This is a genomic window from Salmonella sp. SJTUF15581 (genome assembly GCF_043356775.1).
In the GTDB taxonomy this organism is placed as follows: Bacteria; Pseudomonadota; Gammaproteobacteria; order Enterobacterales; family Enterobacteriaceae; genus Salmonella; species Salmonella enterica.
In genome coordinates, this window is record NZ_JBEUJY010000013.1 from 74,273 (window position 1) to 99,095 (window position 24,823).

Consider the following 24,823-nt stretch of genomic DNA (forward strand, 5'->3'; position numbering starts at 1 on the left):
TACAGTGTAAAGACGCTGTTCAATGAGGAGCTCCGATCGTGTCTGGTTTGAAAATTACTCTGTTGCAACAACCTTTAGTCTGGATGGACGGCCCGGCAAACCTGCGTCATTTTGACAGACAGCTAGAGCTCGTATCTGGCCGGGATGTGATTGTTCTACCTGAAATGTTTACCACCGGCTTCGCGATGGAGGCCGCTAATAACTCACTTTCGCAAGATAGCGTGATTACGTGGATGCAGGCCAAAGCCCGACAAACTGACGCTCTGATTGCCGGCAGCGCGGCGCTACAAACTGAGCGCGGCGCCGTAAATCGCTTCTTACTGGTTGAACCGGAAGGCAAGGTTCATCTCTATGATAAGCGCCATCTGTTTCGTATGGCGGATGAACATCAACATTATGCCGCAGGCGATAAACGCATCATCGTGCAGTGGCGCGGTTGGCGCATTCTGCCGTTGATCTGTTACGATCTGCGCTTTCCGATATGGTCGCGCAACCGCAATGATTACGATCTGGCGCTGTATGTAGCGAACTGGCCTGCGCCGCGCTCGCTACACTGGCAAACATTACTGACAGCGCGCGCTATTGAAAATCAGGCTTATGTCGCAGGCTGCAACCGGGTTGGCACCGATGGCAACGGGTTACATTATCGCGGCGATAGCCGGATCATTAATCCCCAGGGCGACATTATCGCCACCGCCGAACCACACCAGGCGACACGTATCGATGCCGATCTTTCTCTCGTCGCCTTGCAGGACTATCGCGAAAAATTTCCAGCCTGGCGCGATGCCGATCCATTCACCTTGTAAGCAACCTGCCGCTCACCGCGGCGGGATTGTTTCACTCCGTAACTCTCCGTAAAACAAATTCGCGTGGCGTAATGTGGCAGGCAACGTATTCTGACTAAGAGCCTATCCCACCAGGCGTTATTGGCGCAGCCAGTTTGGACACGGACAGCGCGCAAAAACCGGAGCGTACACGTAGTACGTGAGGTTTGACTCGCTACGCTCGCCCTTCGGGCCGCCGCTAGCGGCGTTCAAAACGCTAACGCGTTTTGGCAAGCACTGCCCAGGTCCAAAATGGCAAGTAAAATAGCCCTAATGGGATAGGCTCTAAGATAATTGCTCGCCATTCGTGGGTAATAAAAACGGTTAATCACTCCCTTATCAGGATATCTTCATGAAAAACTTTGTACGCACAACTTTACTGGCAGCGACTCTGGCGGGCGTTTCTTTTGGCGCTTTCGCCACCGCTGTCCCCAATCCTCCCCTGCCCGCCCAAGATCCTATTGTCCAGCATCTGAAGCTGACAAACGATCAGATTACCCGGATCAAAAAACTTCACCAACAACTGGAAACCGACGTCAGTCAGATTTCTATGAAGGGAATTAAAGACGGTGCGCTGATAGAGGTGATTAAATCCGGTAAATGGGATGACGCCGCCGTAAAAGAGCAGCTTGCAGCCTTTAGTAACATAGAACAACAGGCTCGCTATTATCGGGTTAAATATTATTTTGATTTAAGCAAAGTCTTAACACCAGAACAGCGTCAACAGGTACAACAAGATCTCGCCCAGGCACTTGAGTAAATATTTTTGCCCGTTATTTCTGGATAACGGGCTTTATCCAGGACAGGTACAAATTCATCTTCATCTTTTTCTTACAACATCGCACCATCTCACACTACCCGTTACATAACGTAGAAGTGAAACCGTACGTGGGGCTGGCATACGTTGGGCAATTTGGCAAGGAGATGGATTTCCATACCGACGATTATCGTATTGTTATTTAAAATCTTCATCTCATTTTTTACCCGCTTACAGAAAACCCAGCGTTACAATAGACCGTTTTTTGGGCTTCGTTTATGTAATCGTTATATCACACCCTATACCGTGAAACTTGTCTTTTAGCCCAATATTAAGGCAGGTTCTGAAATGAAAAACTTTTTCGCAGTCTGCATCATTCCCCTTGTGGTAGCCTGGTCCGCTACTGCATCAGCAAAAGAAGGGATCTATATCACCGGGAAAGCGGGGACATCCGTAGTAAATGTCTATGGAATCAACTCAACCTTCAGCCAGGATGAGATAGTCAATGGTCATGCAACGTTACCTGACCGTACCAAAGGCGTTTTTGGCGGCGGGGTTGCTATCGGTTATGACTTTTATGATCCATTCCAGCTTCCAGTACGTTTAGAACTGGATACCACTTTCAGAGGTGAGACGGATGCTAAAGGCGGGCAGGATATTATTGCATTTGGTCAGCCAGTACACATAAATGTAAAAAATCAGGTCCGAATGACCACTTACATGGTTAATGGCTATTATGATTTTCACAATAGTACGGCGTTTACACCCTATATCAGCGCAGGCGTTGGCCTCGCTCATGTGAAGCTAAGTAATAACACCATTCCTGTTGGTTTTGGTATTAATGAAACTCTGTCTGCTTCAAAAAATAACTTTGCCTGGGGCGCAGGTATCGGTGCAAAATATGCTGTAACAGATAATATTATGATTGACGCCAGTTATAAATACATTAATGCAGGCAAAGTAAGCATTTCAAAAAATCACTATGCTGGTGATGAACATACCGCTTATGATGCAGACACAAAGGCTGCCTCCAATGACTTCATGCTCGGCATTACTTACGCCTTTTAAACACTATCGGTAAAATAGCTGGTCCTGTGGGTTCCCGAAGGCGCAATGGAGGATATCAGTAATGAATACTCCTGCGCCTTCAGAAAATCGTTGAACAGGTGCAACCTGGCGCCATTTTTCAGTACACTGCAACGTTTCTGGTATGGGCTTAACTTCCGGCTGCCCAAAAACAGCCCCGTCCTGTTGTATGATCTCTAAATGTGAATGGCACGATTATGCGAGATACTTACAAGTGTCTGGTATGAAGATATACTGCGAACGCCGATGTAAACGGCGCGCGTAACATTTTAGAGCGGGACACGCCGTGCTTGCCTGTGGAAGGAGCGTGCAGTCAGGCCGCCCGTTGAAGCAGGAACCCACGCCCTTCAGGACGTGGAGGATGTCAATGCACAAGAATTGGGGAATCTTTAGCAGAATTTATTATCTCTACAGTAGCATCTCTCTTGTTCCCGTCATAAATAACCCAATGCCTCCAGAGCTGAAGCCGCCTTCAGCATGAGCACTGGCTGCAAATAACACCAAATAAAATAATAATATAACAACTACCGAGACAAAAAACACCTCTCTAAAGTATTTAGAATTCATACAGTCAGCTCATTTAAATTTAACGTCACATGCAACCATGCATGCGTAAAACAAGAACCACACTCATATTAATAATGATTAGTAATGTGAGCGTGCGTATAAAGAGATACAGATGTATATTCCTTAATATAACGGAACATCATCAATGCAAATAGTAACCATCGATATATTAAACTAAAATAATACATCTAGTGCATATATAAACCATTCGTATGGTGGCTGTAATAAAATTGTTGATAAACGGTCATCCCCTAAACTTCCAGCCTCCCCACCACACGAACAATGATGTTCTTTATATTTAATCGTAATAAAAAAACAAAACAATAATTAAACAAAAAATAAATAAGATATTTTTGATTCAAATTTTCACTCCTTCTGTTATATACACCAAGTTTCATTTTTTTTATGATCCCGAAAGAAAAAACCGTCATATGACGATGGCCATTGCATTCCATACATGTAATCAACTTCGTTCTGGTACACGGCCCTCTGTTCTACATCATTTATATCCCCGACAAGAATCTTTTGGAACTTATGATAATGATAAACACTACTAATAAAATTAGGATCACGAGGCACTACGCAAGCCTGAAAAAAGAACCCAAGGTTTTTAATTTCACTGGAATAAGAATGTTTACCACAAAAATCAAACCAAACTTCCATACCATAATCTCTGCGACTCCTGATGTACTCGCTCAGAAATTTGTGGTTGTTATTAAAGTCAACAGAAACAGCAAATAACCCGACGCTATTTAATTTACTGATCCTTTCCATATGTATGAGCACAAATTCCCAGGGGATCCTGAGTATATATTTATTTAACCCATATTTATGGTTGAATAAATTAAATGACTTTTGTAACTCTTCAAAAAACATCAATGACTCAATTATGTTGTTTTCGCCTTCTTTCCAGAAGGGTTCAACGAAATAAATATCAGTAACATCATCTGTTTTAATGCGGTTTTTTGTTACATGCACGGGGTGATATTTAACCATGTGATATTCCGCTGTGTTATTCTGTGCCGCTTAATTTCACCACTGCTGATTAAAATCCTTGTTCAACAGCCGCAATCTGCCGTTGTTGTTCCGTAAGAAGGATAATAATGTATTAAATCAGTAAGTACACATCACACTTTCACACTGGTAGTTCGTTTGTTTCCTTTATTTGCTCAAGAACAAAGCTCGATGCAGATCCACTAATTGAAGAATTAGTTAATATTATTTTCTCATAAAAACTATAGTAATCGTTCATATCTGTAAATACTGTATGCATTAAATAATTAAATGATCCAGAAATTCGATAAAAGGCAATAACCTCAGGCATTGACTTTATTTTCTCAGAAATACTAGCGTATTGCTCCTCAGATATGTTAATCATAATAAAGACATTAAGTGAAAGACCTAGTTTTTCTTTATCCAATAAAGCGAACTGACCAATGATAACCCCCCTGTCTTTAAGTTTTTTTAAACGTTTGAAACATGGTGTGGGCGTAAGTCCCACTTTATATGCAAGTTGCCATAAAGTTTGCGCACAATCTTTTTGGATTTCTTTCAATAATTCTTTATCTTTATCATCTAAATACTCAGTCATAGGAAAGCAGAACCTCACGCATTGATTTTCATAAGTGAATAGATTCTCTTTATTAAATAAAACAAGTATATAAAGAGAACTCTGATTTAAAAAACCATATAAGAAAGATATCAATAAAATAAATAATTACTGTCAGGGGGTTTGTGTTCCCATCAGCATTGTCACTGTCAGCGTTCCCTGATATTCACCAGAACGCTTCTCCCTGATGTTAAAGGGTTGTGTTGTCAGGGTAAGGGGCACTGGCACACAACGTACCGCCTGCCGTTGCCCGGGAAGTACCACCGGACGCGTTGCTGCTTTATCCACGTTATCCAGACTGAACTCCACGCCACGGGTGACAGGAATACTTCGTCCTCCATAATTCATACTGACCGCATAATCAATCGTATCAGCAGAATCACTCTTTATAACCTGAAATCCCGTACCTGACTTATTGCTTCCTTCTATCTTCATCTGTAATGAACGGGCTTTCACACCTCCGTCATACAGACACATATCCAGATTAGCCCTGCCCGACATTTGTGAGGCATTCAGCCGGTGAAGATTCAGGTCAACACGAGGGGTTGCAGTACCAAACTGCGGAAAGTAAATAGCCGCATTTTCTGCAAAGTGGTCTGTTACATTCAGCGTGATATCCGACACTAAACTACCGATTGGAATATTCCACCATCGCAAAGATCGCATCTGCAGATGCGCAGTCCAGATGCCGGTAGTCGGGATTTTTTTCAACTCCTCACGCAGAATCCATGTTTTTATAATGACGTGATCCGCCATCTCGCTGTAGGTCACCGATCCTGCAAATCCCTCATCATGATTAGCAAACCTACCTGCCACGGTCAGGGTAATCGTCTCACCACTACCCTGCCGCGTAAACCGTAATGGCACGTTTTGGAAAGGTTGAGCACACACACCGTCTGGAACCCTTGTCCGGCATTTTCCGAAAACATCATCGTTTTCAGACAGGCACATTAATGAAAAGTACCCTAGACCGAAATCCCTTCGGACTACCTTAATAGACCATATATCCTGTTGTTCAGGGAGTGCATTCAGGTCTATATTCCCAGAGACTGGCAGGTTCCATGAATAGTCGCTCTCCCTTTCAGCCTGAGCTGAAACAGGTAACCACAGTACCAGAAGATGAATTGCAACCATCCTTGCAGAGCGAACGTATTTTCGGATGAAATTAATAATTGCTGACCAATGGGCTGTCATACTCGTCCACTTCATTTTATTACTCATAGTTAACGCCTTTATCTCTACGTCAGGCTTCCTGAACGGAATGGCGCAGCAGACCAGCAACGTTCAGTAAACGGATGACCCGCGGCGATATTTGCAACGCCTGTGGCAGGGCATCCACGTCACTTAATTCACACCGCACATCACCCACTACCTGCATAACATCCCGACGTTTATGTACTGACATCGGACAACGCAGGATCCTGTTTTTTGACAGCAGCCACAGGCTGGATTCTTTATGCTCGCTCTGCAGGCTAAATCGCCCGGAAGGTCCCAACGACAAAAATGGATAGTTCAGTGGCTGTGCGTCCAGCAGCGGTCTGCCATCCTTGTCCAGTACGCGGCCAACGTACAGTCGGCTCATACTGGCGCTGATGTTGTGAACCAGCAGATGCCCGGGTGTCAGGAAGTAACGCCTGCTTCCCCCTCCCGCTTTTACGCCTGCCATACCCTGTGAACTACCCCCTGCATCCTCAATGGTCACCTCCGTGGCGTTATAGCCTTCCATCAGCAACAGCGACTGCTGACCAAAACCGAGACTGAACGGCTGGCTGCTGCCACGAACGCTGACTACTTTCCCGCTACTGCCCTCGTCCCCCTCTGACTCCACGTTCACCGCCATGCCAGAGGCCGGTTCACCGTCCTGACCACCTCCCCAGAACAGTCCATTACGGGATAACGCCAGAGACGAGCTGTAGCCAGCGGTGAGTGAACTGGCGCTGCCCGCATTACGTTGATGGGAGTTACTGATAGTGGCGCTCAGTTCACCCATACGGCCGCTCATGCGTCCGCCGAGACTCCCGCTCCAGCTGTCGTCGTTATAACCGGAGAAACCCACCGACAGTTCACGATACAGATCCTGCTGCCAGGATCTCACATGGTTCACATTCCAGGACGTCTGTGTTTTTTGATTCCGGCTACTGTGAATATCGGTCCCGGCTGAGGTATACCCATTACTGCCAGTCATTGTCGGTGGTTGAGAGGCATATGACACACTGACACTCATAAACAAGCCATCATCATTCACTCCGTCATTTCGGGTTCGCCATACTCCCCCATGGGTATTAATATTCATGCCAGCCATATTAAGGCTGTACGTTGCACTAGCCTGAGCAGATTCGCGGTGAGAGGCAGGGATGTATGCCTGTCGCCAGAACACATTTTCTTTGTCACTGTTATCATCATATCCCCGGTAAACCGGCCGACCTTCTGTCCTGCTGGTACTGTATCCCAGTAGGGCATACCAGTTCCCCACCGGAACCGACAGGGAGGCGTTCATCGAAGTCTGGCAGGTCATACTGGCATGCACTGACTGTGGATGACGACCACTACAGGCATCACTTTCCGTATGGTTACGCCACAGACTCGCGGAAAATCCGTCGTTGTATGTCACCTGCTCAGTGTTACCGCTCGTGCTGTCTGTCCCATGCAGTATCCCGGCAGAAAGGTCCAGCGTGCCATCCAGCACTGCATGCTGTGAATTCAGTCGGGTTTCACTGTACCAGGCCTCATGTGCCAGAGAGATACCTTCGGTCAGACTGATATTTTTCCGCAGCCCAGTTCGGAATCCGGCAGCCATGACAGTCTCACCGTCATAATGGCTGGCTTTATCCCCGGTATCTTCCAGCCCGCCCTGAATAAACCACTGGGTCTGTGCACTGAAGCTATTGCCCCCCTTACTGAAGGGCTGGGTCTCCGTTCGCCGCAGAATCCCATCCTCATACACCCGCAACGCCAGAGGATAGCTTCCCGGTGGAAGAGAGTGAGTATCCAGGGTATGCATTCCCGGGGTCAGGAACTGACTCCCCAGCAACTCGCTGCCACGATAAATATCAATACGGGCATTTCGGGTAACCTGAACCATAACCGGAGTGGCATTCTGGTCCACCTCATGGTTAACATAAGCTTGGGTGGTCCCGGTTCGTAATCCATCAAACCGGCTCAGGGGAAGCAGACTGAACCCAAAATCCCCCCCCGTGGCGCTGGACAGATTCCGCTGATCCATCCGACCAGCCTGGAGATAATACTGATTGCCGAGATCCTGACGGACAAACAGATTGTCAAACCAGGCCTGACTGTTATTGTAATGTTCTGACTGATTCCAGATAGCCGCCCAGTTGCCTCCCAGATAACGACCATCACCAAGCCCCAGGGCACCGCTACCATTCAGTGTCATATTACGACTGTGGAGATCATCACTCAGATACAGCGTCTGGCGGTGAATAAATGCGCTGACACCCTCCGGGGTCGGAGTCAGCCAGCGTTTATCACGTCGTTCTTCATCCGGCAACCAGTCCCGGTTAAGAAACAAAGATAACTGAGCGTTGTTCTCATCAAAAATAACCGCAACATCCTCTTTATCTGTTGCCACGTAACCACACTCGCTGCTGTCTTTTGCTTCTGAGACACCACAGACCAGATTGCTGTTACGTAGCAACGGACGGCTGAGTGCAGCCAGCGCTTTTTGCCGTTCTGCGGCCGGCAACGCGGCAAGCCCACTGCTTTCAAGTACCATCAATGGGGACATGAACTGCACGGTGTCCGGTTTAACCACCACCGGAAATAATCCCAGTGAATGCCCTGGTAGCAACACTTCAATTTGCTCAGTCTGTCCTTCCAGCAGAGATTCAAATCCAGGAGGGGGAATAAGAGTTGCCTGGCTGGTAAAACTGCACAATCCCAGTAAATAATACATCCAGAAATAACGACTCACGTAAAGAGACCTGAATTGCAATGAATAATAAGATCAATACCGGATCCGGTTCAGGTACGAACGGTGACACCCCAAAACCGGATCAGATGAAGAGCTAATAACCGGTTATTAGCCGGCAGTGACAGCCTGTGAAATCACCAGACTGACCAATCCGCTGTATTCACCGGCAGGCAGGTTTTGTAAGGCTGCTCCAGCCTTCTGACCAATATCCAGGTTCAGCGGAGCTGAAGCATCGCCAGTTTTTCCGTCCGGGAACAGGGTTTTAGCTTCCAGTACAGAATTGGTGGTGGTCAGTGACCGTCCTCCCAGAGTCACTTCCATATCAATGGTTTTGGTGGGATCCAGGACGTTGATAAGTTGTGGAGCATTCAACAGTTTTACATTAACCGACTTGGTCTGATCGTTGCTGTAAAGGCGGGTCTGGAGTGATTTATGGACCAGGCCCTTACCCGGCATGAAATCCAGCTTCATAGTCGACGGGAGGGATGAACCATCGGCCTGCAGCAGTTCAAGTGTACTGTCAATATTGGCAGTGACGGTAATATCCTTCTGAACCGCAGAAACAGAAAAAGAATAAACGGTGGCCAATGCCACAGCTGCGGCAATAAAAGATGTTTTCATGTTCATAAAAAATAACCTTGCTTTGTTGTTTATTACAGTGATATATGTACACTCGGTATACATCCGCTCCCCCTGAGAATAAATGTAGGGTATAGCGTACGCTCCGTGTGTTTTTACTTTCCGGCTGCTGTTAAATCAGCAGAGATTACCGGTGAATTTGCACCCGTACGATATTCCACACGAAATGCATTACTTTTTATTCCGGCCGGAATATCAGCACTCCCGCCGGGATAAATACTTTTGTCTATATTCTGCCAGTGGCATGTGGTGTCGCAGTTGCCGGCCCGAATAAGAGAAAGCCGGGTATTTCCCGTATTCAGCAGGTGGTGACCGTTCGTTACCAGCGCAGGCCTGGGGTCTGACGGAGAAACACGCAGCAACACCCCCCAGACAAGATTCACACTTACGGATGAATTTTGCTTTCCGCCTGCCTGTGGATCATCTTCCAGTTCAGGAACAGCCTCGAAGTATACCCGCCAGGCTTCCTCTCTTTCCGGTGCCTGAGTACTGATAACACGTATTGTTTTTTTTGTTCCCGGGGAAAGAGCAAATTTCTCCGGGGAGACAACAAGTCCTGTCTCTATATCATTCCCTGCTGGTACCTCCTTCTCCTGTGGCATACCAGGGTGTTCAATACGCATGATTCTTGTTCGAATATATTGCACATGATCTGATTTAGAATAGACGAACAGCGAGGTGGCCTCTTCGCGGCTACTATTAATTTCTGCCGCCATGGGATAAACGAGCATATTAGCCCTGGCATGACCACATGCAAACATAGCGACACAGAGAAACACCCCGGGAAGAGTATCTTTAAAATTCATACCAGATTTTACCGTATAAAAGTCATCTAAATTTTAGTATTAGCATAGACAGAAAGTTATCAGCATAAAGAAGCAAATTACGATTCAGTGTTAATACATTTTGTGTGGAGGGCATCATACGGAATAAAATTTTTCGCTCAATACCTCTGTATTTTTCAGGAAAGAAAAAATTAGTAAATAAAAGTCCACGGATTTCATTCACTAAAAGCGAACGACAGATCTGTAAGAATCGCTGAACAATTAATAACGCCGCAGTAAAAATTTTGGAAATTCTTCATAAGAAAGTTGTTACTGTGTACCTGACTTACTCAGATAAATGGAACTGTATTTCCCCTCCTTCAAAGCAACAAATACGTAACATAACAACGTAGGAGACAGAGAATCTAAAGAAAGCCCTCCAGGAGGGAGATACAATTCAGACTACAAAACCAAATAAACCTTAAACAAAGCCACAAATAGACTGATCATCATGAGGTTTTACAAAACCAGGTAAAAAAAAGTAAGCAAAGTAATTAATTTAGAAAACTAAAGTTACAGTTAGATCAGATTTACTTGCTCAATATCTGTTAAAAATATGATATCAGCAAACAAAAACTTATATACATCATATGGTTACGCTTGATGTTTACACCTCTCCAGCAAAGTGTAATCAATATAATACACTATTTTTAGATAAAATATTGGTTAAATATTCCATAAATAACAACATAAAACAGAATAATTCACCATGAAAATACAATTCACCTTTTAAAACATAATGTTATAAAAAAACACCATTCAAATTGATGCCAGTCCCTTACCTGTCAATGTTGTTTACGGTTCCTTTCCCCCTTTTGTGCGAGTAAGCAACATGAATATACAAGTCTTAACGACCAATGCCTCTGTCAGCCCAAAAATAAGTCGACATTCCTGTGCATGGCGCTGCAGCAGTTCGACTTCAGCTTCCAGCCAGGCATCGATCGTAAGGTCGTCCGGGAGTTGGCCGGTCTGGCGTTCGTGGAGCGCTGCGAGAATGTGATCCTGCTGGGGCCCCCGGAGTGGAGAAAACCCACCTGGCCGTTGCCCCCGGTGTGAAAGCGGCAGATGTGGGCCATCGGGGGTTGTTCATGCCGCAGGACAGGCTAGTAGACGCTGATGAAAGCGAAGCTGGTAAACCGCCTGGAGCGCCAGCTACAACAACTGAGCTATGCGCGGGGGCTGATCCTGGACGAAATAGGTTACCTGCCAATGACCAGCGAGGAAGCCAGTCTGTTCTTCCGACTGCTGAACCGACGGTATGAAAAAGCGAGCATTATCCTGACGTCAAACAAAGGCTTCGCAGACTGGGGAGAGATGTTCGGTGATAACGTGCTGGCAACAGCGATCCTGGATCGGCTGCTGCATCACTCAACCACACTGAATATCAAAGGAGAAAGTTACCAACTGAAGGAAAAACGCAAAGTCGGGGCGCTGACCAAAAGCGCAACGCCAATCAGTGAAGATGAAATGGCGGAAAGCGGACAGCAGAAGTGATCAAACAGCGGATATTAAAAATAGCGAAAAACGACCATAAATCCTGGCGTTGACATCCTCAAGATTTAATATCAGAAGCTTCCATGCCGCCGTATCCAGACATCCAGTTGTCCCTGGTGGCTTCAGAAATACCGGCCTCCCGGTAGACATCTTTAACAGTCCGTCCGGATTCGACTGATCTAATCACAGCGATGATCTGGTGCGCAGTAAAACGGGCTTTACGCACAGCGATCTCCTGCGTTGGCAGATTGATTATGTCGGATGATCTCTAAATGTGAATGGCTCGATTATGCGGGATACTTACATACTCACGCATTGAGAGACTTTCAGTTCGTTTGTACGGTGAATGGATGCCGCAGGCGGGGTTTATTAACGGGATGCCCGTCAAGGTGCGGGTAATGAGGGATTGCATCGTGATCACGCCGCAGCATACCCACGGACTCTTTGTCTGTATTGAAGGGATGGGCGTAACCCGCATTAATAAACGGAGTGCAGAACAGTGGTTAAAAAAATTTCTGGGGGCGCTGAACAATACCGGAGATATTCCGGTGATTAAACGCAAAAGAACGGAACAGGAGTTAATGAGTAATTGATAATAAAAAGCCGGGAAAAGATAACCCCTCCGGCTTTTACACATTATTCATCCGGTTCCAGATGTTTTATTTCAATCCTTTTGGTTTTATTTCTGGATGTTTTTCATATAATGGATTCATTATTTTAATAAGCATTTCACCCATGATAAAACCAACCGTTTCTCGATATACATTAAATTCATCCTCATCACAACGGGACTGAACAACAGCAACAGATTCATCAAGCTCCTTACCGAATCTCAACATTAAATCACTAATTAATATAGCTGTATCCTTATCGTTAACCATATCTATTCCTGTAGTAAAACATCAATAGCCTTGATTTCCTTTACATTCGTTAACACAATTCCAGCAAGCAAATCCGTTACTTTTTGTAGGTAAAGACATAAATAAGCATTCACTAATGCAATTATTTTCAACCATTTTTCATCTTAATAACTTGCCAGAATCACCTCTATCAGTACCACAAGTAATAAGACCAAGAAGATCACTATCTGTAATAGGATTCAGCGGATAATGATATCGGCTCCATCCCCCTTTCAGCCCTATTGGATCTACGTAATATACCTTCCCAGTCCCGGATTATAGAAACGGCGCTAGTTATAATACAGCCCCGATTCTTCATCGCATTGGGATAGGTTCTAACTGGAGTTATCACACATTAATGTAATTTAATTACTTCCCCATGTTTCCCCGCATCATCCGTATACATTGCTTGCAAGCATATTTTTTGTCCATCATTTTTAATATAATTAAATTCTTCAATTAAAGAATAGTTAATATAGTCCACTCTATAATATAACTCCACGGATTTTGAATTAATGACATTGCTATATTGAAGTTTTCGCCCTTTAAATTCACCGAGTATTTTCATTTTAGTTCCCATAACTGTTAAAAAATCTTTTCTCGCAGTGGCATTTTTGAAAGAGTCACATGACAAATCATATATCTCAGCATACTCCCCTTCATTATAAAGAGAAAAAAGCTTATCAACTTCTTCTTTCGCAACTTCTCGAATAGCGCTATCATTTTTAATATTCTCTCTACCTAACCATGTAAAAAATAGAATAACGAACAACACAATCAACACCATAAATAGTAACGATAGAAAAAATCTATTTCTTTTCACTTGAATTCACCTGATAACCAATCATATCCCTTATCCATCAGATCGAAAATCTCCGATAGACACCTCGAATGCCGGGAGCATGTGAGTTCCCCCTAGTCTCCAAATCCGGGTCCCATACTCACACCTTTTGTATATTTATAACTATCAGTTTGATCACAAGCATCTGTATAAGCCATTCCCGCAAGAAGTGCCTCCATAAGAATCCCCTCCAGACTCTGATATTCCTGGTAATAAATCAGCATCAGGGGCTGATATTGTGAATAACAAACCAGCAGAAGTACCTGTACCGCAATGATCACACAATGAATAATACGCACAAACCTCTCTTTCCTTTGGGGGTGTGTACTCCAGCTCCAGTTGCCCCACCATCTGCTCTGGCGTCAGCCTCCCGTAACAGTCATACCGGTACAGTTACTGCATATCTTCCGTGATGCGGTTATCCGCCCATAATGATTTCCCGGCTTTTATTCAACGAAGGATTAATAATTTCATGTACAGTCTCTGATATTCTTTACTCAGAGTTATCAGCCTATCCCCCAAAATAAATCACATATTATCTTGATTATTTTTTTAAGATTATCTCTAAACATCCCTCTTTTCGATAAAGTGGCATATAATATCCATATTATCGCGATTATACTTCCAATAATAAAGATCAACATGGATATTTTATTAATCATATACATCAAACATCAATGTCCCTATCTCTTTGATGAAATTCATTGGAGAATCCATCATGTTATGGAATTTCTCTTTACACACATCGCTAATTGATAGCTCATCTGGATCGTCAAACTGTTCACTATAAGGCAATACACCTAATAAATTTCTCCAGCACCTATCCTTGTCGGTTTCATTAAGTGATTCTGATAATCATAAATTTGCTCTGTTATATGAAGCAGTTGCTAATTTGATATTCCCCCCATGCCAGAGAGACATTGCCCACTGGAGACAATATAATAAATCCATCAGCAGCAATACCTATCCCGAGTTTGGTTACCCCACTTGTGTGCAATCTTGCAGAATTAGCCGTATTTAAACTAGCCGTTAACATTTTTGCCGGATTAAATGGAAGATTATCCAGACTATTATTAGTCTCATCTATCATGCGACTACATAATTCACATGTAAACAATCCCAGCGGATCTGTATCTGTGACGGGATTCAACGGATAGTGGTAAGGATTTAATCCTCCTTACAGCCCTGTCGGGCCCTGACTGACGAACCTGCCACACTCCGGTGCATAATATCTGAACAGATTTTAATGCAGGCCCGCTTCATCGTCAAAATACGGCCCCGGCAGCCGGTTGCTCATCACCGCCCGGTGCTGGCCGGGGAGAGGGGGGCACAGTGCCAGGATGTCGCGCCCATACTCACTCACCCTGAGCTCCACAATCAGCCAGCATCCGGCGGAGAATTAAGAATTTATTTAGTCAGCAAATATGAATGCCTCCGGCGCCAGCGTCCGCCACATCAACAGCGAAACCTGCATGACCGCCTGTTACTCACAAATCCCCAGCGGCGACTGCCAGGAAGAAGCGGGATTTGAGACCGGGGAGCGGCGTGACGGTGAAGATTTCGGACGGGTGTATTGTGCTAATGGCGGACGGTAACGAGGTGTAGAAGCTGCGCGAACAGCTTTATCAGGCTGAACGGGTGGTTAAGGGGTTGAAGGATGTACTGGTTTAGTGGACTGAACGGGGGTTAATAAAAAAACCGGGAAGAGTTAATTTCTTTCCCGGCTTTATATTACTACGAATCTTTCACAAAATTAACTATCTATTTTTCGTAATGATAATCTTCATATTCCCATGAAAAATAGCGTTGTAATACAAGACAAGATTCGTCCCAATTTTCTCTTGTACATTTTTTTAGAATATTTTCGATTACTTTCCTAAGTAAATAATAATCAAAATAATCAATTACAATAACTCTGTTATCAGATATGAGAAAATTCTTTGATCGCTTTCTCAAGGCTTCTGGAGTGGCAACTTTCACATAGAAATAGTTGCTTCCTTTTTCACCATCATTCATCCCAAGGCATAAATCAACAGCCACATATGTATCTTCAAGAGAAGCAGGCTCCCACTCACTAAGTGGATCGAACATTGTTGAAGACATATCGTATAAAATAAGTTGTGGTTTATTTTTTTTCATGGCCGAAAATTCTCCACGTTAAATGAACATTGGCAATAACATCACCATCCCCATTTTTGGTTTCAAAATTCACTTGCTTTCCAGTCTTCGACCATGGACGACCGTTAACACGATCAAATCCCCTTTTATCAGCAGGGAATCTGAATGTTCTCAAACCATCTTCTGGCACAAGTCCCTTACCACTGGACATAACCTATAATTAGGACCTACAAATGCTTTCCCTAATCTGAAAGCATCATTCTGTGATACAACGCCAGTAATTCCCCGATTACCACCTGCGGCGGTCTGATTTCTAATTCGTTTAAGCTTATTCTTAAACTACTGGTTTGTTAACTTGCAGGTTAAACCAAGAGGATCGATCCAGCTTAATGGATTCGGCGCATACTGATAAAGATTTATCCCACCCCGGATCGAAATAGGATCTGGCTGTGAGAATAATCCATAGCCCGAGTCGTAACACCTGAACAGATTGTAGTGCAATCCAAAATTGCAAGATCAAGCATCAATCCTGAAAATATAATAAGAAATTATTATATTCCCAGTCGCTGGGTATTATGGAATATCTCGTAGCATTCCTTATTTAAATTCCATATCATTATATTTTTTTCACTTTCCATATCCTTTGTGCAGCTAAAAAAGACAATCACTTAAGTTAGAAAGAATATTCTATAGCTTGCTCCCACGAATATATCCTATGCGAACTAAGTTTTATAGATTCATCTTGGTTCATTATTTCAATAAAATAATATCCCTTATTATAATCTCTTTTTTCTATTCGATCTTCGGATCTTGCCGACCGTATAGCAATGACACAATCATCTAATAAATAAAGTTTCTTCTTTAAAACTGCTTCATCCCTATTCCATGGATTTATACTGGCCAGTACTTCTGATTCATTAAGTTCGCTCACTACCGTATACCAAATAGCTTCAGTGCCACTTGACTTTGCATTCACTCTATCAGACTCGGCTCTAAATATAATTTTATCCATATCATGTCAAAATACAGGGTCATTATTCATACTTTCAATTAAGGCATCATTGGCTCTTTTAAATTGAACAGCATCGCTTTAACACCTATTTAACGGATCAACCAAATGATCAAACAATATATTATACTTACCATTATTATATCTATTTCACCCCCTAATGGGTCGAGCCAAGAAAGGGAATCAGGCGAATACTGAAACAGAACTTAAATAATAAATGAGCCGGGAAAATTTAACACTTACCGGCTCTTTTCAGGAGAGTCAGGGATTAATCCATAAAGTCATCTTCTTCCAGATAATAAATCACTGCTTCTAAAAGTTCATCTCTATTGGAATTGGGATGATGATTAAGTCTATTATCAATAATGTCACAAAATGTTGGAGATTCTAAAAATGTTCTAATCTTATCATTTTCTGCCATATCAAAAGACTCATCACGATTTTCAGCGAGATAATAATCTTTATTTAAAATATCCATTTTAGATTTTAAATTAAATTCCTTATCCACATATAGCCAGCCAACATCCGGCAATGTCTTAACTTCAGATAATAAACTATCAAACCCTTTAATTATTCTCATTGAATATCTCCAATTGTGGTTAACGACATCCAGTACCTCCCCCCCATTTCTTACGCCCACCTGAACCATCAGGGTGATAAATCTTGTGGTAAGTTTTATGATCCAAGCGATCAACTAAACTTAATACCCCAGGTTTATTTTCGTGATGCCACGTCAAACCTGGAGGTGATTCCGTACTGAATTTTCCGCCTGAACTTGGTTGTACATGCTCAACAACACCCGGATACTTAGTTTGCATTTCTCGTCTGAACGCAGGATCATTTTTCATCCGTTCATAAATAGCCTGATTTCCACGGCTAAAATGTTCCGCATCTGATAATCCATATTCAGTAATATCTAGATTGTGTTCATGAAATACATGATATTTGCCAAGTTCACGTTGACCTTCACCGTTATATAAGCCAAGTGGATCTATCCATTTAATCGGATTAGGCGCATACTGATAAAGATTTATCCCGCCCCGGATCGAAATAGGGTCGCCCGATATAAACTTCCCGATATCCGGATCATAAAATCTGTACAAATTGTAATGCAGCCCCGTTTCCCTGTCCAGATATTGCCCCTGGAAACGCAGGTTCTGCTGTACGGGCCGGGTTTCTTTTTCATGCGTCAGGTTCCCCCATACCTGATAGCCCGCTTCCCAGACAATATTGCCCCCGCCGTCCGTCATCTCCTCCGGCGCGCCGTTTACGTCCGTATGGTAATACAGCACCTCATCCGCTTCGCCCGGCGCCGCCCTGTCCACCCGCGCCAGCGGCTCGTGGCTCCCCTGGTCGCTGTAGATATACAGGCTGCTGCTTCTTCCCAGCCTGCACTCCTGCGCCAGCCGCATTCCGTCCCATAAAAACGTCGTCCGGTTATACGGCTTTCCTTCCGCGTCCAGTTCGTGCTTCTCCACCCGCCTGCCCGGCGCGTCGTACACGTACCCGTAACGCCGTACGGTGCTCCCCCGGATGACCGCCACTTCCGTCAGCCGGTGCTCCGCGTCCCAGCGGTAGTGCTGCGTACCGTTGCGGCCCCGCTTTTCCACCACCCGGCCATATTCATCGTAACGGTAATGCAGCCCACGGTATGACGTTATCCGGTTGAACGGCACCACGCTGCCTGCACCCGCCTGCGCGGTCTCTCCCTGCCGCCTGTCCAGCAGGTTCGCCGCCGCGTCGTACTGCCAGCTGTCCAGGTATGCCTCATTCCGGCACGCCGTGATGCGCCCCGTCGTGTCGTAAAAATAATCCGTCACCCCCTGCCGGCTGTGCCGCTTTTTCAGCAGCTCGTCCTGGCCACTATACGCATATTCCCGGTCAATAAACGTCTCCGGCACCACACCGCGCATTCCTTTACAGGTCAGTTTCCGCGTTAACCGGCCCGTCCGGTCGTACATCCGCCGCGTGTCCAGCCGCCCCTGGCTCCGCTGCACCTCACGGTGCAGGTGGTCGCGCGTGAACTCGCTGATGACATCACGCCCCAGGTTGATTTGCTGGAGATGGCCGCTCCCGTAGTACAGGTACCGCAGCGTCCGCCCGTCCGGCATCTGCGTTTCTGTGCGGTTGCCCTGAACATCGTACCGGTGCTGCAGCACGCCCTGCGCCGTCTCCTCGCTCAGCAGGTTACCCGCACTGTCGTAGCTGAACCGGATAACTTCCGGCTCTCCGCCTTCCGCCGCATCATGCCGCCTGCGGCGGATTTCCAGCAGACGGTCCGCCGCGTCGTACCAGTATTCCGTGCGCGTCTCCGGCGTGGTTTTCGCCGTCAGCCTCCCCGCCGCATCACGCTCCAGACCGTGACGGATTTCTCCCCCGCGCTCCCCGCCGTATATCACCGCCGTCACCGCATTCAGCGCGTTATACCCGTATGCCCGGCGGCTGCCGCCGGGGTCCGTCTGTTCCGTCACCCGGTCCAGAACATCGTACCGGAACCGGTAGCTTTCCCCGTTCTCGTTCGTGAGCGTGGTCAGCCGCCCGTAAGCGTCGTACTCATACGCCGTCCTGCGACCCGTCGCATCCGTCTGCCTGCGCACCCGCCCCTGGCCGTCCCGCTGCCAGCGTGTTATCTGCCCCGCCGGGCTGGTGTATTTCACCAGCCGTCCCGCCGCATCCGGCTGGTAACGCTCCGTACGCCCGTCCGCGAACATGACCTCCGTCAGATGTCCGTTGCCGTCATAGCTGTAACGCGTACTGTTACTCTCCGCGTCCGTCACCCTTTCCAGCCGCGTGCGTTCATCATAAAACCATGCCGTCTGCGAGCCAGAACAGTCCGTGTGGCGCATAAGCTGCCCGTCTTCGTTCCACTGCAGGTATTTATCTCCGCCCCGCGCGTCGGTTATCCGCACCACCTGGCCGTGCCGGTCATACCCGTATACCGTGCGCTGGTGCAGCGGATCGCTGACCGCCTGCAGGTTGCCCCGCTCATCATACTCATAACGCCACGCCGCCCCCGCGGCATCCACCTCCGTTTCCGGCAGGTGCCACACCGGATGCCACTGCGTCTGCTCAACCCGGCCCAGCGGGTCATGCGTCTCCGTCAGGTGGCCGAGACGGTCATAGACATAACGCCATTTGCCGCCCTGCGCGTCCGTCATCCCCAGCAGTAACCGCTCTTCATCGCTCCAGCGGAAAGTGGTCATCTGCCCGGCCTCGTCCCGGTACGCCGTCACCAGGCCCTGCGCATCCCACCAGTGGCAGCGCGTACGCCCCAGACTATCCGTCACGCACAGCGAACGTTCTGCCAGATTCCAGTCCAGTCGGTACTGCTCGCCGCTGTCCGTATGATGGCCCGTCACCCGCCACGCCGCATCGTCCGGGCCTTCAAACCACGCCCAGGAGTAGTAATACCGTTCGCCGCCCGGCTCCCGGTGCATCGTCATGCAGTCGTTGTCGTCATACGCAAACTCGCGCTGATACTGACCTGCGTTGTCCACCACCCCGTTCAGCCGCCCCGCCTCATCGTAACGGTAACACCGCAGCAGCTCCGGCTCCCCTTCCGGGTAATGGCGGAAGATGCGCGTCACGCGCTGCGGGTGCGCTGCCAGCTCATAGTGCAGCCGGATGCAGGGGCGCTGCCGATCGCCGCTGATTTCCACCAGACGCCCGTGGTTGTCGTAGGTCAGGTGCTGGCAGTTACTGTTGCGGTCGCCCAGCATTTTCAGCCGCCGACGCTGTGGGCTGAACGGGTCCGCTTCAAACAGCCTGTACACGCCGTCATCACTGCTGATAAGCCAGTGGCCCTGTTCGCTGCGCCGCACTGCCAGCCCCTCGCCGGGGCTGTAAAAACCGCTCCCCGGCTCCACCGCCTGCAGGTCAATTCGCCGTCCCATCGGGGCCACATACGTCATGCAGTTTTCATCCGGGTTGTCCGGCGTACGCTCCAGGCACACTTCATACAGCACGCTCCAGCCCCGCCCGAACATCCCCTCCGTCCGTTCATCACGGCTGCTGTAGGTCCGCTGCCACTCCAGCGGGAAGTGGCCGGGCAGACTGAAATCAACGTCATCATCGCCTGCCAGGTACTTGGCTCCGGTGGCGGCGTTTACCGGGCGGTTCAGCGCACTCCCCGCCTTCTGAACCATCATGTTAATGCCCAATCCCATCATAAAGCAGGCACTTTTAGCTGACGCCCGTCCGGGCTGCATGAACGTCAGCGCAATGGTGGTCACCAGGGTTATTTGTGACTTACCGCTTTTGATATCCCGTACCACCAGAAGCGGCCCGCCGATACGTACATCACCGGATACATGTACGCCGTTCTCAGGCTCATCCACCACTTTTGCCTCGCAGGTACAGCGTACCCCGCTGCGCGCCGCAGGCTGGCTGTTGATACGCACATCCCGCGTCCCTTCGGCGATATATTCTGCTGCGGGCGGCTCATCGTCGCCTTTGAACAGGTTCGACACGCTGCCGATAAGCGCGCTTGCCGCCTGAAAACCGGCTTCCAGCACATCGAAAGTGTTCATCGCCCCCAGTACCGTCCCCACCGGGTCATCCGTCAGCGCCTGCAGTTTCTGCGCCATAAACTGGGTGAATGAAGAGGGATGTTTGTGGCAGTCGATTTTATCATCCTGTTTCGGGTCAGACCCCGGATATGCCGTTGCCACCGTGGGCTGCCACATCTCTGAAATAAAGTGGCCCGTGTCGGAAAGCATATCGCCCGCCTCCGCCAGAGCATCATTTCCCAGCGAGGCCCATCCTTCCGCTGATCCCATCCGGCTCACCACGGAAACGACGCCCTTAGCCATATTCTCTGCCCGGCCTTTTACTGCATCCAGATATTCCCCAGCCACATCCCACATTGATTTGGCGTCCTGCCTGCGTTTTTCTTCTTCTGCCTCTGCCTGCGCCTGCGCATCCAGGGTTTCTACATCATGGCGTGATAATGCCGTTGCCGCCGCCCGCGCCGCCCGTTTGCTGTTAATCCGGGTGTCGCCTGAGCCGGTCAGGATATATCCCTCAATTTTCGGCGGAAAAAGGCTGTTGGCTATGTCTTCACAGGCTTTACTGATTTTCTCCCCGGCGCCACTCAGCAACATCGTCGCGCCGACCACGGTCCCCACAAGTAATACGGCGCTGCATCCCAGCGTTGCCACCGTAGCCCCCGTCGCCAGCGCCACAACAGCCAGTGCCGCAAAATCAATAACCGCATTGATGGCGAATTCCAGCGCACTGCCCACCAGATCTGCCAGAAAGGACGTATGCAGCAGCGCGTCGCCTTCCCTTGCCGCCCAGAATGCTTCTCCCATACCACACTCCCTGTGTTATTGTCCGGTTGCCGTGTTTTCCGGGTCCAACCTGAAACGCAGATTCTTTTTGATATCCGCCCAGCGCCCCCTATCCGCTTCGGTTAACGCTGTTGAGCGGGCATAGGTCAGGGCCATCATTACCCGGCTGCTCTGTAGCACAAATACCGCCTGGTACTGATATACATGCTCATTACCCCGGATGAACTGACTCTGTATTTCCAGCCCTTCCATTTTCCCGTCAATACCCAGCCGGACAACCTGTGCTGGCGTATAACGCAGTTCCTTAACCTGCTTTTCCAGTTTTTTCATCTGTTGTTCAACCTGGGACGCCAGTTCATCACCGTCCTGCATTTTGCCGCGGCTGATAATCAGCGCCGCATCCGGATCGCTCAGGCGGATCATATTGAGGGTGCTGTCCTGGGATATATTACCGGAGAAACTCAAGATGGCTTCGTTGATATAATAGTTCGTCATGATTATATAAAATCCTTTTTGGTCTGAAAGTGTTGATAAGTCCGGCACTAAAATAAAAACTATTCTTTGGGTGGGAAAGTTTCCTTAATTACTGCTGCCATTGCTGTTTTTTCTGACTCACCAAATGTTCCCACTTTGGGTTCTCTTTTATCCATATTTAAATCCAGCTGCCCTTTTATAGTATTAATCTGACCATCGGCATCTGTTGCAGTAATATTGAACGTTTTACAGGTTACGTAAAATTCCCCCTTACTGCTCATGTACAGAACGGTGTCACCACAACTCAGGGTAATAGAATCACCCGCTGCCAGATATAACTCTTTTACCGTCTGAATGGTTTTATTTCCTCCGGCCAGAGAGGTATCGTCATACTGAACTTTATGGTCGCGGACAGCGCCAATAGTGGCTATTTCTGACTGATCAATGACCTTAACCCGATTATTCCCCACCCAGTGACTTTCATTATTATTAACTTCAATACGCTGATCTTTTTCAGCATGTAGCCAGACCTCTTCACTACCGGGTTTATCTTCAAAACGCAGAGCGTTGGCATTGGTCGGTCCGCCGCCGATAGTGTGGCTGTATATCCCGCTCTGTGTTGCCGCGCCCGGCAGTCCCCACGGCGGCATGGTGTCCTGGTTGTAGGTACGCCCCACGATGATCGGCAGATCCGGATCGCCGTTTTTGAAATCCACCAGCACTTCCTGGCCGATACGCGGGATCTGGATCATCCCGAAGCCTTTGCCCGCCCATGGGTAGCTGACGCGTATCCAGCAAGAGCTGTTTTCATCCATTTTGCCGTAGCGATCCCAGCCAAACTGTACCTTTACCCGCCCGTACTGATCCGTCCAGATTTCCTGGCCCGCCGGGCCGGTGACGATGGCGCTCTGCGGCCCTTTGGTGTGGGGTTTGCTCACCGTCCGCTGCGGGCGGAACACCTCGCGGGTGGGGTGCAGTTCAAAACGGGTGGAAAAGGTAAAGTGCTGGTCCTGCCCGCTGTGCTGCGCGTTGTCCTGCACAAACAGCAAGGTCTGCATCAGCAGGTATTCCTGATTGACTTCGGCAGTGGGATAGTTTTCCAGCGTGAAGGTATAACCGGTCATGAGTGTGCGGATATTCCCTCCCCCCAGCACCCGACTGCCGGGGCTGCGCTGCGCTTCCATACGAATGCGCGTCAGCATCTCGCCTTCACTCTTGTCGAAGTAGTCTCCCGGCCACTCATAATGCTCGTAGGTGGCATGACCGGTTTCACGCGGGTTTGCCACCGTGTTTGCCAGCAATGAACGTGGCTTCGTAAAATCGAAATCATCCAGCACCCACTGGCCAGTCCGCAGACTCTCGTTTGCCGTGATAGTGTGGATAAACTCCTTGTCCAGCTTCAGCCCTTCCTGGTGCCACTCGACCAGCGGCGAGTCCGGACATGCTTTGTGGGCGCTGATGGCATCCGCCAGCACCAGCGTGTGGCTGTCCTCGCTGTGCTCAAACCACCAGTAGATGCCCCACTCCTGCATCAGTCGCTGAAGAAAATCAAAATCAGTTTCACCGTACTGCACCTGCCAGGTACGTACCGGGTAGCTTTCCACCAGCCGCTTTTCCACCGGGTAGGGGTATTCCGCCAGAACCTCATCCAGAATATCCACCACGGTTTTATTCTGGAATGCTTTGTAGTCGCTGGTATGGGTCAGCAGTTTTACCCACGGCTCCATACGCAGCTCATAGGTAACCGAACGCCCTTCATGGCCCACCACCCGCGCCGCCGTGACCAGCCCGCTGATATGTCGTTTACCGCCACCATCCAGTTCGATGTTGACGCACAGATCTTTGCCCACCATCGGTTTGAGCGGCAGGTTGGCCGCCGGGGAGACATAGCCCAGATTCAGGGTGTCGGGCGTTTTTAGCTGTACCACATAGCTGAACAGTTCACTTAATGTTTCGCCGCCGTCCAGGCTGGCGAACAGTAATGCGCCCGGCGGTACGGCGCTGCCGCTGACCGTCACATTATGCGCCCCCGGCCCGCCTGCAACAGCGGAGACGATGGCCGATACCGTATCCTGCGCCATACCTGCGGCGGCGGCAGCCTGCGCCGCTGCCACCGCGGCTTTCACCAGTCCTGATGGCTCCGGCAATGCGCCAAACAGCGATCCCGCAGCCTGTTCCACGGCGGCTTCCGCCGCATCGGCCACGCTTCCGGCGACTGAATCTGCGGTGACACCGCCACTTTCTCCGGTTATCGGCGGCGTGGTTGTCGTCAGCCCTCCCATACCGGATTTATTATTTGTGGATACAAAACTCATGGTAGTGACTCCTTTAATACCGGATTAAAATAAATAGACTCACCGTCAGGAAACAGTGCCCCGCACTTTATAATGCAACCAGCCTGTTATATTTAAATATTTACCAGAAGAGCAGGGTATATTGCTGACAAGAGCCATGAAAATA

The 24,823-nt window shown here is 48.0% G+C and carries 20 protein-coding genes and 8 pseudogenes; 7 read left to right on the forward strand and 21 right to left on the reverse strand.

Going from position 1 to position 24,823, the window contains the following annotated elements; genetic code table 11:
• Positions 1-38: 38 nt before the first annotated feature.
• The 3 genes from ABVN36_RS19365 (at position 39) to pagN (ending at position 2,649) form a co-directional block, all read left to right on the forward strand.
• Complete coding sequence (locus tag ABVN36_RS19365) at positions 39-806, forward strand: amidohydrolase (RefSeq protein ID WP_000015789.1); 768 nt, start codon at positions 39-41, stop codon at positions 804-806.
• A gap of 370 nt (positions 807-1,176) precedes the next feature.
• Positions 1,177-1,584, forward strand: coding sequence for a Spy/CpxP family protein refolding chaperone (locus tag ABVN36_RS19370; RefSeq protein ID WP_001622793.1), 408 nt, complete (start codon positions 1,177-1,179; stop codon positions 1,582-1,584).
• Between the two features lie 345 nt (positions 1,585-1,929).
• Positions 1,930-2,649 carry an adhesin/invasin protein PagN gene (gene pagN / locus ABVN36_RS19375; protein ID WP_000787605.1) on the forward strand — a complete coding sequence of 240 codons (720 nt, stop codon included), beginning with the start codon at positions 1,930-1,932 and terminating at the stop codon, positions 2,647-2,649.
• Positions 2,650-2,652: 3 nt separating this feature from the next.
• Here the strand turns inward: pagN and ABVN36_RS19380 are convergent, their stop codons facing one another.
• Positions 2,653-2,841, reverse strand: a complete 189-nt coding sequence (locus tag ABVN36_RS19380; RefSeq protein ID WP_031603649.1) for a hypothetical protein — start codon at positions 2,839-2,841, stop codon at positions 2,653-2,655.
• Between the two features lie 56 nt (positions 2,842-2,897).
• Between ABVN36_RS19380 and ABVN36_RS19385 the strand changes: the two are divergent.
• Positions 2,898-3,010: pseudogene (locus tag ABVN36_RS19385) on the forward strand (hypothetical protein); the annotation flags it as partial.
• A gap of 602 nt (positions 3,011-3,612) precedes the next feature.
• Here ABVN36_RS19385 and tioA read toward each other — a convergent pair.
• From tioA to tcfA, 6 genes are all read right to left on the reverse strand, one after another.
• The gene (gene tioA, locus ABVN36_RS19390) at positions 3,613-4,230 is read right to left on the reverse strand and encodes a protein TioA (RefSeq protein ID WP_023138325.1); all 618 of its coding nucleotides are present in this window, start codon (positions 4,228-4,230) and stop codon (positions 3,613-3,615) included.
• 139 nt (positions 4,231-4,369) lie between these two features.
• Positions 4,370-4,825 carry an Lrp/AsnC family transcriptional regulator gene (locus ABVN36_RS19395; protein ID WP_000141547.1) on the reverse strand — a complete coding sequence of 152 codons (456 nt, stop codon included), beginning with the start codon at positions 4,823-4,825 and terminating at the stop codon, positions 4,370-4,372.
• A gap of 132 nt (positions 4,826-4,957) precedes the next feature.
• The gene (locus ABVN36_RS19400; RefSeq protein WP_023138326.1) at positions 4,958-6,064 is read right to left on the reverse strand and encodes a CfaE/CblD family pilus tip adhesin; all 1,107 of its coding nucleotides are present in this window, start codon (positions 6,062-6,064) and stop codon (positions 4,958-4,960) included.
• Between the two features lie 22 nt (positions 6,065-6,086).
• Positions 6,087-8,774 carry a fimbrial outer membrane usher protein TcfC gene (gene tcfC, locus ABVN36_RS19405; protein WP_023138327.1) on the reverse strand — a complete coding sequence of 896 codons (2,688 nt, stop codon included), beginning with the start codon at positions 8,772-8,774 and terminating at the stop codon, positions 6,087-6,089.
• 108 nt (positions 8,775-8,882) lie between these two features.
• Complete coding sequence (tcfB, locus tag ABVN36_RS19410) at positions 8,883-9,458, reverse strand: fimbrial protein TcfB (protein ID WP_000287812.1); 576 nt, start codon at positions 9,456-9,458, stop codon at positions 8,883-8,885.
• 50 nt (positions 9,459-9,508) lie between these two features.
• Positions 9,509-10,219, reverse strand: coding sequence for a fimbrial chaperone TcfA (gene tcfA / locus ABVN36_RS19415; RefSeq protein ID WP_001009507.1), 711 nt, complete (start codon positions 10,217-10,219; stop codon positions 9,509-9,511).
• 915 nt (positions 10,220-11,134) lie between these two features.
• Between tcfA and ABVN36_RS19420 the strand changes: the two are divergent.
• A pseudogene (locus tag ABVN36_RS19420) lies at positions 11,135-11,731 on the forward strand (ATP-binding protein).
• A 64-nt stretch (positions 11,732-11,795) separates the two neighbouring features.
• Here ABVN36_RS19420 and ABVN36_RS19425 read toward each other — a convergent pair.
• Positions 11,796-11,957: pseudogene (locus ABVN36_RS19425) on the reverse strand (transposase); the annotation flags it as partial.
• A gap of 52 nt (positions 11,958-12,009) precedes the next feature.
• On the opposite strand from ABVN36_RS19425, the gene ABVN36_RS19430 reads away from it, so the two are divergent.
• Positions 12,010-12,324 carry a SymE family type I addiction module toxin gene (locus tag ABVN36_RS19430; RefSeq protein WP_023892102.1) on the forward strand — a complete coding sequence of 105 codons (315 nt, stop codon included), beginning with the start codon at positions 12,010-12,012 and terminating at the stop codon, positions 12,322-12,324.
• A gap of 66 nt (positions 12,325-12,390) precedes the next feature.
• Here the strand turns inward: ABVN36_RS19430 and ABVN36_RS19435 are convergent.
• From ABVN36_RS19435 to ABVN36_RS19455, 5 genes and pseudogenes are all read right to left on the reverse strand, one after another.
• Positions 12,391-12,668, reverse strand: a pseudogene (locus ABVN36_RS19435) (hypothetical protein).
• 130 nt (positions 12,669-12,798) lie between these two features.
• A pseudogene (locus ABVN36_RS19440) lies at positions 12,799-12,956 on the reverse strand (RHS repeat-associated core domain-containing protein); the annotation flags it as partial.
• A 29-nt stretch (positions 12,957-12,985) separates the two neighbouring features.
• Entirely contained in the window at positions 12,986-13,453 is a 468-nt protein-coding gene (locus ABVN36_RS19445) for a sugar tyrosine-protein kinase (RefSeq protein WP_000828178.1), read from the reverse strand.
• Between the two features lie 92 nt (positions 13,454-13,545).
• Positions 13,546-13,770 (reverse strand): hypothetical protein, encoded by a 225-nt coding sequence (locus tag ABVN36_RS19450; RefSeq protein WP_023138331.1) that lies wholly within the window; start codon positions 13,768-13,770, stop codon positions 13,546-13,548.
• Between the two features lie 815 nt (positions 13,771-14,585).
• Positions 14,586-14,759 (reverse strand): annotated as a pseudogene (locus tag ABVN36_RS19455) (RHS repeat-associated core domain-containing protein); the annotation flags it as partial.
• Positions 14,760-14,895: 136 nt separating this feature from the next.
• On the opposite strand from ABVN36_RS19455, the pseudogene ABVN36_RS19460 reads away from it, so the two are divergent.
• Positions 14,896-15,142 (forward strand): annotated as a pseudogene (locus ABVN36_RS19460) (hypothetical protein).
• 90 nt (positions 15,143-15,232) lie between these two features.
• Here the strand turns inward: ABVN36_RS19460 and ABVN36_RS19465 are convergent.
• From ABVN36_RS19465 to ABVN36_RS19500, 8 genes and pseudogenes are all read right to left on the reverse strand, one after another.
• On the reverse strand, positions 15,233-15,610 hold the full coding sequence (locus ABVN36_RS19465; protein ID WP_000739708.1) for an Imm8 family immunity protein: 378 nt from the start codon (positions 15,608-15,610) through the stop codon (positions 15,233-15,235).
• A complete protein-coding gene (locus tag ABVN36_RS19470) occupies positions 15,597-15,779 on the reverse strand; it encodes a hypothetical protein (RefSeq protein ID WP_139760049.1) in 183 nt (60 codons plus the stop codon). The genes ABVN36_RS19465 and ABVN36_RS19470 overlap by 14 nt, the downstream gene beginning before the upstream one ends.
• Positions 15,780-15,949: 170 nt before the next feature.
• Positions 15,950-16,093: pseudogene (locus ABVN36_RS19475) on the reverse strand (RHS repeat-associated core domain-containing protein); the annotation flags it as partial.
• Between the two features lie 169 nt (positions 16,094-16,262).
• A complete protein-coding gene (locus ABVN36_RS19480; RefSeq protein WP_023138333.1) occupies positions 16,263-16,601 on the reverse strand; it encodes a hypothetical protein in 339 nt (112 codons plus the stop codon).
• Between the two features lie 265 nt (positions 16,602-16,866).
• Positions 16,867-17,178 (reverse strand): hypothetical protein, encoded by a 312-nt coding sequence (locus ABVN36_RS19485; RefSeq protein WP_001220174.1) that lies wholly within the window; start codon positions 17,176-17,178, stop codon positions 16,867-16,869.
• A 19-nt stretch (positions 17,179-17,197) separates the two neighbouring features.
• Complete coding sequence (locus tag ABVN36_RS19490; RefSeq protein ID WP_023138334.1) at positions 17,198-21,910, reverse strand: RHS repeat-associated core domain-containing protein; 4,713 nt, start codon at positions 21,908-21,910, stop codon at positions 17,198-17,200.
• 15 nt (positions 21,911-21,925) lie between these two features.
• A complete protein-coding gene (locus ABVN36_RS19495) occupies positions 21,926-22,384 on the reverse strand; it encodes a DcrB-related protein (protein WP_000186513.1) in 459 nt (152 codons plus the stop codon).
• Between the two features lie 59 nt (positions 22,385-22,443).
• Positions 22,444-24,678: a type VI secretion system Vgr family protein gene (locus tag ABVN36_RS19500; RefSeq protein WP_023138335.1), complete on the reverse strand. Its 2,235-nt coding sequence runs from the start codon at positions 24,676-24,678 to the stop codon at positions 22,444-22,446.
• Positions 24,679-24,823 lie beyond the last annotated feature (145 nt).

Excerpts from the sequence above, each read along its gene's own strand:
- ABVN36_RS19370 (WP_001622793.1), top strand. The coding sequence starts at position 1,177 with ATGAAAAACTTTGTACGCACAACTTTACTGGCAGCGACTCTGGCGGGC.
- pagN (WP_000787605.1), top strand. The coding sequence starts at position 1,930 with ATGAAAAACTTTTTCGCAGTCTGCATCATTCCCCTTGTGGTAGCCTGG.
- tioA (WP_023138325.1), bottom strand. The coding sequence starts at position 4,230 with ATGGTTAAATATCACCCCGTGCATGTAACAAAAAACCGCATTAAAACA.
- ABVN36_RS19395 (WP_000141547.1), bottom strand. The coding sequence starts at position 4,825 with ATGACTGAGTATTTAGATGATAAAGATAAAGAATTATTGAAAGAAATC.
- ABVN36_RS19400 (WP_023138326.1), bottom strand. The coding sequence starts at position 6,064 with ATGAGTAATAAAATGAAGTGGACGAGTATGACAGCCCATTGGTCAGCA.
- tcfB (WP_000287812.1), bottom strand. The coding sequence starts at position 9,458 with ATGTATACCGAGTGTACATATATCACTGTAATAAACAACAAAGCAAGG.
- tcfA (WP_001009507.1), bottom strand. The coding sequence starts at position 10,219 with ATGAATTTTAAAGATACTCTTCCCGGGGTGTTTCTCTGTGTCGCTATG.
- ABVN36_RS19430 (WP_023892102.1), top strand. The coding sequence starts at position 12,010 with ATGGCTCGATTATGCGGGATACTTACATACTCACGCATTGAGAGACTT.
- ABVN36_RS19465 (WP_000739708.1), bottom strand. The coding sequence starts at position 15,610 with ATGAAAAAAAATAAACCACAACTTATTTTATACGATATGTCTTCAACA.
- ABVN36_RS19480 (WP_023138333.1), bottom strand. The coding sequence starts at position 16,601 with ATGGATAAAATTATATTTAGAGCCGAGTCTGATAGAGTGAATGCAAAG.
- ABVN36_RS19485 (WP_001220174.1), bottom strand. The coding sequence starts at position 17,178 with ATGAGAATAATTAAAGGGTTTGATAGTTTATTATCTGAAGTTAAGACA.
- ABVN36_RS19490 (WP_023138334.1), bottom strand. The coding sequence starts at position 21,910 with ATGGGAGAAGCATTCTGGGCGGCAAGGGAAGGCGACGCGCTGCTGCAT.
- ABVN36_RS19495 (WP_000186513.1), bottom strand. The coding sequence starts at position 22,384 with ATGACGAACTATTATATCAACGAAGCCATCTTGAGTTTCTCCGGTAAT.
- ABVN36_RS19500 (WP_023138335.1), bottom strand. The coding sequence starts at position 24,678 with ATGAGTTTTGTATCCACAAATAATAAATCCGGTATGGGAGGGCTGACG.